Here is a 10,349-nt window from a genome sequence, read left to right as displayed (position 1 = left end):
CACCCAGCCTATCGATGTTGTTCATCTTGCCTCCCTCCTGTTAGCAGGCCGGCGGATGCTAGCACCGGCCGGCCAAGGCCATGCAGCGCAGGCATGGAGCCATCCTCAGCCCGCCTTGGACAAGCGCCGGGGCGCTGCGTACAGTGCTTGGCGCCGTGGCCCCGCAGCGGCCATGCCCCATCGAAGGACCCACCATGTCGTCGCCCACCCCTCCCTCCGTGCTGACCCAGGCCCTGCCCTCCTACCTCGACCCCCACCACCTCGGCCCCTGGGGCATCTACCTCCAGCAGGTCGATCGCGTCGCGCCCTACCTGGGCAAGCTGGGGCGCTGGGTCGACACCCTCAAGCGGCCCAAGCGCACCCTCATCGTGGACGTGCCCATCCATCTGGACAACGGCACCGTGGCCCACTTCGAGGGCTACCGCGTGCAGCACAACACCAGCCGCGGGCCCGGCAAGGGCGGCGTGCGCTTCCACCAGGACGTGACCCTGTCCGAGGTGATGGCCCTGGCGGCCTGGATGTCCATCAAGAACGCCGCAGTGAACGTGCCCTACGGCGGCGCCAAGGGCGGCATCCGGGTCGACCCGAAGCTGCTCACGCGCGGCGAACTCGAGCGCGTGACGCGCCGCTACACCAGCGAGATCGGCATCATCATCGGCCCGACCAAGGACATCCCCGCGCCCGACGTGAACACCAATGAGCAGGTCATGGCCTGGATGATGGACACGTACTCCATGAACGAGGGCGCCACCGCCACCGGCGTGGTCACCGGCAAACCGGTCGACCTGGGCGGCTCGCTCGGCCGGCGCGAGGCCACCGGCCGCGGCGTGTACACCGTCGGCATCGAGGCCGCGCGCCGCATCGGCCTGGACGTGACCCGCTCGCGCGTGGCCGTGCAGGGCTTCGGCAACGTGGGTGGCGTGGCCGGCAAGCTGTTCGCCGAGGCCGGCGCCCGCGTGGTGGCCGTGCAGGACCATGGCGGCACGGTCTACAGCGAGGCCGGGCTGAACGTGCCCGCCCTGCTCGACCACGTGGGCCGCCACGGCTCCGTGGCGGGCTTCGCGGGTGGACAGGTCATCCCCAACGAGGACTTCTGGGGCGTGCCTTGCGACATCCTCATCCCCGCCGCGCTCGAAGGCCAGATCACCGACAAGAACGCCGGCCGCATCCAGGCCCGCATGGTGATCGAAGGCGCCAACGGCCCCACCACCCCGCAAGCCGATGACATCCTGCACGACCGCGGCGTGCTCGTGTTGCCCGACGTGATCGCCAACGCCGGCGGCGTGACGGTGAGCTACTTCGAGTGGGTGCAGGACTTCTCCAGCTTCTTCTGGACCGAGGACGAGATCAACGCCCGCCTGGTGAAGATCATGAAGGACGCCTTCTCGGCCGTGTGGCAGGTGTCGGAGGACCACAAGGTCAGCCTGCGCACAGCCACCTTCATCATCGCCTGCCAGCGCATCCTGCACGCGCGCGATCTGCGCGGCTTGTATCCCTGACTCCCCCTGCGCCGCTGCGCGGCGTCCCCCTGTCTGGCGCGCCTGCGGCGCTTGGAGGGGGGACGATGCCCGCGGCCCGGCAAAGCCGGTTCCACGGCATCTCTGGCGTTGCGCACGCGCTCCGGGTAGGAAGCTGCGCAGCGGCCGCAGGGAGAATTCCTGCTATTGCAGGGTGTCTTTCACCGCCGGCAGCAGGGGCAGGGGCATCACCTCCACGCCTTCTTCCAGCAGCTCCAGGGCCACGGCCGCGCTGGTCTGGCCGCGGATGTTGCGGCGCTCGATCTCGCCGTGGTGCATGGCGCGGGCCTGCTCGGCGAACCGCTCGCCGACGTCTTCGGTGTTGACCATGATCTCGCGCATGGCCTTGAGCATGCGCGCCTGCAGCTCGGCCAATTCGGCCTGTGCGGGGTGGTTGCTGAGCGTGAGGCCTTCGGGGCCATGGGCCGCGCCCTGTGGCTCGCGGCCCGCACGCAGGTTCAGGCGCGGCGCCGAGAGTTTTTTCTCCACGCGCTGATCCCCGCACAGCGGGCAGCTCACCAGCCCGCGCTCCAGCTGCTGGTGGAAATCGTCTTCGGAGCCGAACCAGCCCTCGAACACGTGCTGGTGGGCGCATTGCAGATCGAGCACCTTCATGGCGCGCAATTATCCTGCCAGTCCAAGACCCATTGGCCACTGAGCACATTCTGCAGCCACAGCATGCCCACCAAGGTCTTGCTGTCGATGACCCGGCCGTCGCGGCACCAGGCCTGGAGTTCGGCCGGCGTGGCAGTGAAGACGTCCAGCGCCTCGCCGTCGTCGAGCGCGCGCTCGCCCAGGCTCAGGCCGCGCGCGAACCAGACGTCGATGACCTCGTCGGAGTACGCGATGGTGGGCGCCAGGCGGCCCGCGAAGGCCCATTGCCGGGCCGCGTAGCCGGTCTCCTCGCGCAGCTCGCGCCGCGCGCAGGCCAGGCTGCCCTCGCCGGCGTCGAGCTTGCCAGCGGGAAACTCCACCATGACGGCCCCCATGGGGTGGCGGTACTGGCGTTCCAGCACCACGCGGCCATCGTCCAGCAAAGGGACCACCATCACCGCGCCCGGGTGCAGCACGAATTCGCGCGTGGCCTCGGCGCCCGTGGGCAGGCGCACGGTGTCGCGCACCACGTGCAGGAAGTGGCCACGCAGCAGCTCGGCGCGCGCCAGCGGCGCTTCGGTCAGGTGAGGCTCATCCACCGCGGCGTTTGTAGAGGTAGCGGTACACGAAGCCCGGGAAGGCCAGCGTGAGGAACAGGCTTGCCGTGGTGGCGTAGAACTCCCAGCCCTGCGGGTAGATCTGGCCCACGCGCTGCTCCAGGGCCAGGCCCAGGGCCCCGACGGCGAAGTACAGCAGCACGAGTTCGAGCAGGCGCAGCCACAGCGTCTTGGGCTTCGCGCGCGGCAGCACTGCGAGCCAGCGGTTGTTGACGAAGGGCAGGTTCGCGGCCACCAGGGCGGCCGCCAGCACCAGCCAGATCAGAGCGGTTTGGTTCATGGCGACGGTGTGAGCGGTCCGGCGCGGGAGGGTTCCCCGCGCCGCGGCCTCAGGCGAACAGGGCCGCCACCGCCTGCGCGCACACGGCCATGAGGCCGCCCGGCACGATGCCCAGAATCAGCACCAGCGCGCCGTTCACCGACAGCACCGAGCGCACGTCCAGGCTGGCCTCGATGGGCGCGCTTTGCGTGGGCGCGTCGAAGTACATCACCTTGACCAGGCGCAGGTAGTAGAAGGCGCCGATCAGCGACATCACCACCGCGAACACGGCCAGGCCGACGTGGAAGGTGCTGGGCGAGGCCAGCAGCGCCTGCAGCACCGAGAGCTTGGCGTAGAAGCCCACCAGCGGCGGCACGCCCGCCAGCGAGAACATGCAGGCCGCCATGACGCCTGCGTACAGGGGGCTGCGCTGGTTCAGGCCGGCCAGGTCCTGGATGGTGTCGGACTCGAAGCCCGCGCGCGAGAGCAGGATGATCACGCCGAAGGTGCCCAGCGTGGTGAGCACGTAGGTCACCACGTAGAACATGGACGAGCTGTAGGCGTTGGCCATGTTGCTGCCGTCGCCGCCGGACACGCCGGCCATCAGGCCCAGCATGAGGAAGCCCATTTGCGCGATGGTGGAGAAGGCCAGCATGCGCTTGAGGTTGGTCTGCGCGATGGCGGCCAGGTTGCCCACCAGCAACGAGAGCACGGCCAGCACGGCCAGCATCTGCTGCCAGTCCACGGCCAGCGGCTGCAGGCCTTCGACGAGCAGGCGGATCACGATGGCGAAGGCGGCCAGCTTGGGCGCGCCGCCGATGAGCAGCGTGATGGACGTGGGAGCGCCGTGGTACACGTCGGGCACCCACATGTGGAACGGCGCCACGCCCAGCTTGAAGGCCAGGCCCGCGACCACGAACACCAGGCCCAGCACCAGCACCTGGACAGAGCCCTTGAGCGTGGCCTCGCCGCCGGCGATGGACGCCATCACCTGGCCGATGTCGAGCGAGCCCGTGGCGCCATAGACCATGGACAGGCCGTAGAGCAGGAAGCCGCTGGCCAGCGCGCCCAGCACGAAGTACTTCATGGCGGCTTCGGTCGCGGCGGTGTCGTCGCGGCGCAGCGCCACCAGCGCGTAGCTGGAGAGCGTGAGCAGTTCCAGGCCCAGGTAGATCACCAGGAAGTTGTGGCCCGAGATCATGACGAACATGCCCAGCAGCGCGAACAGGCTCAGGCTGAACAGCTCGCCGCCACGCAGCATGTCGCGCGCGCCGGCGTAGGCGCGGCCGTAGACCAAGGTGGCCATCAGGGCGATGGTGGCGAAGCACTTGAGCCAGTTGCCCATGGGGTCGCTGACGATCATGCCGCCGAAGCCCTCGATGGTGCTGCCCGAGGCGCCGGCCATGCCGAGGAACACCGCGACGACGGCCAGGGTGAGCAGGGTCAGCGCGTAGGTGCTGCCGCGCAGCGGCGTCTTGACCGCGAGGTCGGCCAGCGCGATGACGCAGGTCATCACCGCCAACAGAATTTCCGGGTAGGCCGCGACCCAGCTGAGTTTGTCGATCATGGGGCTGTTCTCGCTCGGTCTATTCTTGTCAGTTCAGCTTGGAGTTCGCCACGTGGCGCAGCAGCTCGGCCACGGCCGGGTCCATCACGTCGGTGAAAGGCTTGGGGTACACGCCCATGGCGAGCACGGCGATGGCCAGCAAGGCCATCACCAGGAATTCGCGCGCATTGATGTCGCTCAGGCCACGCACCTCGTCGTTGCCCGGCTCGCCCAGGTAGACGCGCTTGAACATCCACAGCGAGTAGGCGGCGCCGAAGATCAGGGCGGTGGCGGCCAGCAGGCCGATCCAGAAGTTGGCCTTGACGGCGGCGATGATCACCATCCATTCGCCCACGAAACCGGCCGTGCCGGGCAGGCCAGCGTTGGCCATGGTGAACAGCAGCGCGAAGGCGGCGAAGCGCGGCATGGTGTTGACCACGCCGCCGTAGTCGGCGATCTCGCGCGAGTGCACCCGGTCGTACAGCACGCCGATGGCCAGGAACATGGCCGCCGACACGAAGCCGTGCGACACCATCTGCACCAGGCCACCGCTCATGCCCAGGTCACTGAAGATGAAGAAGCCCAGCGTGACGAAGCCCATGTGCGCCACGGACGAATAGGCCACCAGCTTCTTCATGTCCTGCTGGACCATGGCCACCAGGCCGACGTAGATCACCGCGATCAGCGACAGCGCGATCATCAGCCAGGCCCATTCGTGCGAGGCGTCGGGCAGGATGGGCAGCGAGAAGCGCAGGAAGCCGTAGGCGCCCAGCTTGAGCATGATGGCCGCCAGCACGGCGGAGCCACCGGTGGGCGCCTCCACGTGCACGTCGGGCAGCCAGGTGTGCACCGGCCACATGGGCACCTTCACTGCGAAGGCCGCGAAGAAGGCGAAGAACAGCAGGGTCTGCGCGGTGCCGCCGATGGGCAGGCGGTACCAGTCGCTGAGCGCGAAGCTGCCACCCGACTGCACGTACAGGTAGATCAGCGCGATCAGCATGAGCAGCGAGCCCAGCAGCGTGTAGAGGAAGAACTTGAAGGCCGCGTAGATCTTGTTGGGGCCGCCCCAGATGCCGATGATGAGGTACATCGGGATCAGCGTGGCCTCGAAGAACACGTAGAACAGCATCGCGTCCTGCGCGCTGAACACGCCGATCATGAAGCCCGAGAGGATCAGGAAGGCGCCCATGTACTGGTTCACGCGCTCGGTGATCACCTCCCAGCCCGCGATCACCACGATGACGGTGGTGAAGGCCGTTAGCAGCACCAGCCACAGCGAGATGCCGTCCACGCCCAGGTGGTAGTGGACGTTGAAGCCCTCGATCCAGACGGCCTTCTCGACGAACTGCAGGGCCGCGCTGCCGACCTCGAAGCCGGTGTACAGCGGCACGGTGACGGCCAGGCCCGCGAGCGCGCCCAGGAGCGCAACCCAGCGGACCACGCCCGCGTGCTGATCGCGCCCCAGCGCGAGCAGCACGACGCCCACGAGGATCGGCGTCCAGATGGCAAGGCTCAGCAAACCCATGGTCTTTTCTTTCTTCGTTGTCTTATTTCGCGAGCCAGACGAAGTACGTCATGAACAGCATCACCCCCACGAGCATCACCAGCGCGTAGTGGTAGAGGTAGCCGGTCTGCGCGCGGCGCACCACGGCGGCGATGGCGCCGACGATCTTCCAGCTGGCGTTCACCACGCCGCCTTCGATGACGCCACGGTCCCCGCCCTTCCACAGGCCCACGCCCAGGCCGCGCGCGGCGCGGGCCAGCACGTTCTCGTTGAACCAGTCCATGTAGTACTTGTTCTCGAGGATGACCACGATGGGCCGCAGCGCGCGCGCGATGGCCGCAGGCACGGCCGGGTTGACCAGGTAGCAGTACCAGGCGCTCACGGCACCGGCCAGCGCCAGGTACAGCGGCGCCGTGCTGAAGGCGTGCGTGGCCATGGCCCAGGCGCCGTGGAACTCTTCGGCGAAGGTCTTCAGCGCGGGGTGCGCGTCGGCGTTGACGGTGATGGCATCGCGGAAGAAGTCGCCGATGACCATGGGCTCGATCGTGAAGTAGCCGATCACCACGGACGGAATGGCCAGCAGCACCAGAGGCAGGGTCACCACCCAGGGCGACTCGTGCGGCTTGCCGTCGCCGTGGCCATGCCCGTGATCGCCGTGGTGATCGTCATGGTGCGCGTCGGGGTTCTGGTCGTAGCGCTCCTGGCCGTGGAAGACCAGGAAGTACAGGCGGAACGAATAGAACGAGGTCACGAACACGCCCGCCAGCACCGCGAAGTGGGCGAACCCGGCGGCCGGCAGGTTGCTGAAGTGCACCGCCTCGATGATCGAGTCCTTGGAGTAGAAGCCCGACAACAGCGGCGTGCCGATCAGCGCCAGCGTGCCGATCAGCGAGGTGAGCCAGGTGATGGGCATGTACTTGCGCACGCCGCCCATCCAACGGATGTCCTGGTTGTGGTGCAGGCCCATGATGACCGAGCCAGCCGCGAGGAACAGCAGGGCCTTGAAGAAGGCGTGCGTCATCAGGTGGAAGACCGCGACCGAGTAGGCCGAGGCGCCGAGCGCCACCGTCATGTAGCCCAGCTGCGACAGCGTGGAGTAGGCCACCACGCGCTTGATGTCGTTCTGGATGATGCCCAGGAAGCCCATGAACAGCGCGGTGATGGCGCCGATGACCATGACGAAGTTGAGCGCCGTGTCGGACAGCTCGTAGAGCGGGCTCATGCGCGCGACCATGAAGATGCCGGCCGTCACCATGGTGGCGGCGTGGATCAGCGCGGAGATCGGCGTGGGGCCTTCCATGGAGTCGGGCAGCCACACGTGCAGCGGGAACTGCGCGCTCTTGCCCATGGCGCCGATGAACAGGCAGATGCAGATGACGGTGATCAGCATCCAGTCGGTGCCTGGGAAGCCCAAGGCACCGAGTTCACCCGCCTTGGCGAAGATCTCGCTGTAGTTCATGGTGCCGGCGTAGGCCACGATCAGGCCGATGCCGAGGATGAAGCCGAAGTCGCCCACCCGGTTGACCAGGAAGGCCTTCATGTTGGCGAAGATCGCCGAGGGCTTGTTGAACCAGAAGCCGATCAGCAGGTAGGACACGAGACCCACCGCCTCCCAGCCGAAGAACAGCTGCAGCAGGTTGTTGCTCATGACCAGCATGAGCATGGAGAAGGTGAACAGCGAGATGTAAGCGAAGAAGCGGTTGTAGCCGTCGTCGTCTGCCATGTAGCCGATGGTGTAGAGGTGCACCATGAGCGAGACGAAGGTGACCACCACCATCATCATCGCGGTCAGGCCGTCGACCAGGAAGCCGATCTCCATCTTGAGCCCGCCGATGACCATCCATTCGTAGATGGTCTGGTTGAAGCGGGCGCCGTCGATCACGTCGGCCAGCGTCATGACCGACAGGATGAAGGCGACCAGCACACCCAGGATGGTGGCGCCGTGCGAGGCGCGCCGGCCGATGACGTTGCCACCGAAGGCAGTGCCCAGGATGCCGGCCACCAGCGAGCCCACCAGGGGCGCCAGCGGCACGGCGAGCAGCGTGGAGGCGGATAGCGTGTTGCTCATGTTCCGGTCAGCCCTTGAGCGTGTTGAGTTCTTCGACGCTGATCGACGACTTGTTGCGGAACAGCAGCACGAGGATGGCGAGGCCGATGGCCGACTCGGCGGCCGCCACGGTGAGGATGAAGAACACGAACACCTGGCCGTGCAGGTCGCCCAGGTAGTGCGAGAAGGCCACGAAGTTCATGTTGACCGCGAGCAGCATGAGCTCGATGGCCATGAGCAGCACGATCAGGTTCTTGCGGTTGAGGAAGATGCCGACGACGGAGATCGCGAACAGGATCGCGCCGACCGACAGGAAATGACCCAGCGTGAGGCCGCTCATTTGAAATCCTCCGCGCAGTGCGCTACGGTGCGAGCCCCTTCGGGCGGCCGGGCGTGGCTCATGCCTTGCCCTCCTCGGTGTTGGGGGTGGCGGCCACGGGCGCCGGCTTGGCCGCCGCCATGGGCACGACCACCAGGCGGTCGCGGGCGCGCACGTGGACCTGGTCACCCGGGTTGATGGCCTTGCTGTCCTTGCGCTTGCGCAGCGTCAGCGCGATGGCCGCGACCATGGCCACGAGCAGGATGAAGCCCGCGACCTGGATGGGATAGAGGTAGGCCGAATACAGCAGCTTGCCGAGTTCGCCCGTGTTCGACACGTTGGCGGGCACGGTAGCGGCGGTGGTGGCGATGGAGGGGAAGCCCACCCACAGCACGGCGATCAGCTCGCCAGCCACCACGGCGCCGAGGATGGCCGCCAGCGGGAAGTGGTGCCAGAAGCCGCGGCGCAGCGACTCGATGTTGATGTCCAGCATCATCACCACGAACAGGAACAGCACCATGACAGCGCCGAGGTAGACCAGCACCAGCGTGATGCCCAGGAACTCGGCCTTGAGCAGCAGCCACAGCGCGGCCGCCTGCGAGAAGGAGAGCATCAGGTACAGCACCGCGTGCACGGCGTTGCGCGAGGTGACCACGCGAAAGGCCGCGAACAGCAGCACCGCCGCGAAGAGGTAGAAGAAACCGGTGGTGAAGTCCATGGGATCTCTGGATGGGCTCGGTCGCGCCGCGCTCAGCGGTACTTGGCGTCGGCGGCCTTGGCCGCGGCGATCTGGGGTTCGTAGCGGTCACCCACCGCGAGCAGCATTTCCTTGGTGAAGTACAGGTCGCCGCGCTTTTCGCCGTGGTATTCGAAGATGTGCGTCTCGACGATCGAGTCGACCGGGCAGCTCTCTTCGCAGAAGCCGCAGAAGATGCACTTGGTGAGGTCGATGTCGTAGCGCGTGGTGCGGCGCGTGCCGTCGGCGCGCACATCGCTTTCGATGGTGATGGCGACGGCGGGGCACACGGCCTCGCAGAGCTTGCAGGCGATGCAGCGCTCCTCGCCGTTCTCGTAGCGGCGCAGCGCGTGCAGGCCGCGGAAGCGCGGCGACAGTGGTGTCTTCTCCTCGGGGAACTGCACCGTGACCTTGCGGCGGAAGGCGTAACGGCCGGTCAGGGCCATGCCCTTGGCCAGTTCGACGAGCATGAAGCTCTTGAAGAAGTCGCGGAAACTGAAGGGCGCGACGGCGGTGGTGGTACTCATGCTTGTGCCCTCCTCACTGCCAGATGTTCCAGCGCGTCTGCATGAGCGCACCCACGAGCAGCAGCCACACCAGCGTGACGGGGATGAAGATCTTCCAGCCCAGACGCATGATCTGGTCGTAGCGGAAGCGGGGGAAGGTGGCGCGGATCCAGATGAACATGGACACCACCACGAAGGTCTTGAGGCCCAGCCAGATCCAGCCCGGCACCCAGTTGAAGATGGCGCTGTCGATGGGGGGCAGCCAGCCGCCCAGGAACATCAGCACAGCCAGGATGGACACCAGCCACATGCTGGCGTATTCGGCGAGGAAGAAGATCGCGAAACCCATGCCCGAGTACTCGACCATGTGGCCGGCCACGATCTCGGCCTCGCCCTCGACCACGTCGAAGGGGTGGCGGTTGGTTTCGGCCACGCCCGAGATCACGTAAACCACGAAGATGGGCAGCAGCGGCAGCCAGTTCCAGGACAGGAAGTTCAGGCCCATGCCGGCGCCCATGCCGCGGGCCTGCGAATTCACGATCTCGGCCAGGTTCAGGCTGCCGGCGGTCATCACCACCACCAGGAAGCAGAAGCCGATGGCGATCTCGTAGCTCACCATCTGGGCCGACGCGCGCAGCGCGCCCAGGAAGGCGTACTTCGAGTTCGAGGCCCAGCCCGCGATGATCACGCCGTAGACCTCGATG

General features: G+C 67.0%; 11 protein-coding genes. 1 reads left to right on the top strand and 10 read right to left on the bottom strand.

What is annotated here, in order from left to right; translation table 11 throughout:
- The first annotated feature begins 194 nt into the window (after positions 1-194).
- Positions 195-1,499: a Glu/Leu/Phe/Val family dehydrogenase gene (locus BGO22_RS13050; RefSeq protein ID WP_070397653.1), complete on the top strand. Its 1,305-nt coding sequence runs from the start codon at positions 195-197 to the stop codon at positions 1,497-1,499.
- Between the two features lie 162 nt (positions 1,500-1,661).
- On the opposite strand, the gene BGO22_RS13045 is transcribed toward BGO22_RS13050, so the two are convergent.
- From BGO22_RS13045 to BGO22_RS13000, 10 genes are all read right to left on the bottom strand, one after another.
- Positions 1,662-2,132: a DUF1178 family protein gene (locus BGO22_RS13045; RefSeq protein WP_070397652.1), complete on the bottom strand. Its 471-nt coding sequence runs from the start codon at positions 2,130-2,132 to the stop codon at positions 1,662-1,664.
- Entirely contained in the window at positions 2,129-2,710 is a 582-nt protein-coding gene (locus tag BGO22_RS13040; protein WP_070397651.1) for an NUDIX domain-containing protein, read from the bottom strand. The genes BGO22_RS13045 and BGO22_RS13040 overlap by 4 nt, the downstream gene beginning before the upstream one ends.
- Complete coding sequence (locus BGO22_RS13035; RefSeq protein WP_070397650.1) at positions 2,703-3,008, bottom strand: DUF2818 family protein; 306 nt, start codon at positions 3,006-3,008, stop codon at positions 2,703-2,705. The genes BGO22_RS13040 and BGO22_RS13035 overlap by 8 nt, the downstream gene beginning before the upstream one ends.
- Before the next feature lie 49 nt (positions 3,009-3,057).
- On the bottom strand, positions 3,058-4,554 hold the full coding sequence (gene nuoN, locus BGO22_RS13030; protein WP_070397649.1) for an NADH-quinone oxidoreductase subunit NuoN: 1,497 nt from the start codon (positions 4,552-4,554) through the stop codon (positions 3,058-3,060).
- 28 nt (positions 4,555-4,582) lie between these two features.
- On the bottom strand, positions 4,583-6,058 hold the full coding sequence (locus BGO22_RS13025) for an NADH-quinone oxidoreductase subunit M (protein WP_070397648.1): 1,476 nt from the start codon (positions 6,056-6,058) through the stop codon (positions 4,583-4,585).
- A 22-nt stretch (positions 6,059-6,080) separates the two neighbouring features.
- Complete coding sequence (gene nuoL, locus BGO22_RS13020; RefSeq protein WP_070397647.1) at positions 6,081-8,105, bottom strand: NADH-quinone oxidoreductase subunit L; 2,025 nt, start codon at positions 8,103-8,105, stop codon at positions 6,081-6,083.
- Between the two features lie 7 nt (positions 8,106-8,112).
- Positions 8,113-8,424: an NADH-quinone oxidoreductase subunit NuoK gene (gene nuoK, locus BGO22_RS13015; protein WP_070397646.1), complete on the bottom strand. Its 312-nt coding sequence runs from the start codon at positions 8,422-8,424 to the stop codon at positions 8,113-8,115.
- 58 nt (positions 8,425-8,482) lie between these two features.
- Positions 8,483-9,121 (bottom strand): NADH-quinone oxidoreductase subunit J, encoded by a 639-nt coding sequence (locus BGO22_RS13010; protein WP_070397645.1) that lies wholly within the window; start codon positions 9,119-9,121, stop codon positions 8,483-8,485.
- A gap of 32 nt (positions 9,122-9,153) precedes the next feature.
- A complete protein-coding gene (gene nuoI / locus BGO22_RS13005; protein WP_070397644.1) occupies positions 9,154-9,666 on the bottom strand; it encodes an NADH-quinone oxidoreductase subunit NuoI in 513 nt (170 codons plus the stop codon).
- Between the two features lie 13 nt (positions 9,667-9,679).
- The coding region (locus BGO22_RS13000) for a complex I subunit 1/NuoH family protein (protein ID WP_286851188.1) at positions 9,680-10,349 on the bottom strand (670 nt) is incomplete at its 5' end.

It is taken from the genome of Hydrogenophaga sp. 70-12, assembly GCF_001897365.1.
Lineage (GTDB): Bacteria > Pseudomonadota > Gammaproteobacteria > Burkholderiales > Burkholderiaceae_C > Hydrogenophaga > Hydrogenophaga borbori.
Note: the sequence above shows the minus strand (reverse complement) of the source record. Positions and strands in the feature narration are given on the sequence as shown.

Coding starts and splice junctions, on each gene's coding strand:
- BGO22_RS13050 (WP_070397653.1), top strand. CDS start 195: ATGTCGTCGCCCACCCCTCCCTCCGTGCTGACCCAGGCCCTGCCCTCC.
- BGO22_RS13045 (WP_070397652.1), bottom strand. CDS start 2,132: ATGAAGGTGCTCGATCTGCAATGCGCCCACCAGCACGTGTTCGAGGGC.
- BGO22_RS13035 (WP_070397650.1), bottom strand. CDS start 3,008: ATGAACCAAACCGCTCTGATCTGGCTGGTGCTGGCGGCCGCCCTGGTG.
- nuoN (WP_070397649.1), bottom strand. CDS start 4,554: ATGATCGACAAACTCAGCTGGGTCGCGGCCTACCCGGAAATTCTGTTG.
- BGO22_RS13025 (WP_070397648.1), bottom strand. CDS start 6,058: ATGGGTTTGCTGAGCCTTGCCATCTGGACGCCGATCCTCGTGGGCGTC.
- nuoL (WP_070397647.1), bottom strand. CDS start 8,105: ATGAGCAACACGCTATCCGCCTCCACGCTGCTCGCCGTGCCGCTGGCG.
- nuoK (WP_070397646.1), bottom strand. CDS start 8,424: ATGAGCGGCCTCACGCTGGGTCATTTCCTGTCGGTCGGCGCGATCCTG.
- BGO22_RS13010 (WP_070397645.1), bottom strand. CDS start 9,121: ATGGACTTCACCACCGGTTTCTTCTACCTCTTCGCGGCGGTGCTGCTG.
- nuoI (WP_070397644.1), bottom strand. CDS start 9,666: ATGAGTACCACCACCGCCGTCGCGCCCTTCAGTTTCCGCGACTTCTTC.